Annotated in this window: 1 protein-coding gene; it reads right to left on the bottom strand. The window is 48.1% G+C overall.

All coding sequences use genetic code 11. The annotated features are described in order from the left end of the window. Positions 1-117: 117 nt before the first annotated feature. A partial coding sequence (locus tag AA84_RS19350) for a hypothetical protein (RefSeq protein ID WP_236628064.1) occupies positions 118-297 on the bottom strand: 180 nt, incomplete at its 5' end.

Raw genomic sequence — 297 nt, 5'->3', positions numbered from 1 at the left:
ACGTAGCGATAAAAGCGTTCCATCGTCGCATCAAAGTCTGCGTGGTGTGTCGTGGCAAGCCAGATGTTCATGTACGTTTCATCGGCAACTACGAACGGATACATTTTCACAATGCACTTAACCAGATGCGCTACTTGAGATTGATTCATGCTGCTTCAGCCACCTTTCAATCGCTTGATCGTTTTGCTGAGCCCGGCTATTCGGGAAGCCTCTGTTCTGTTTCTGCCTACTCTCTTGACGGCACCGGGCAACCATTTTGTCAAAGCCTTTTCTTAGGCTGTTTGGCGAAAGAATCAC

It is taken from the genome of Sporolactobacillus terrae DSM 11697 (genome assembly GCF_000648615.1).
GTDB classification, from domain to species: domain Bacteria; phylum Bacillota; class Bacilli; order Bacillales; family Sporolactobacillaceae; genus Sporolactobacillus; species Sporolactobacillus terrae.
Note: the sequence above shows the minus strand (reverse complement) of the source record. Positions and strands in the feature narration are given on the sequence as shown.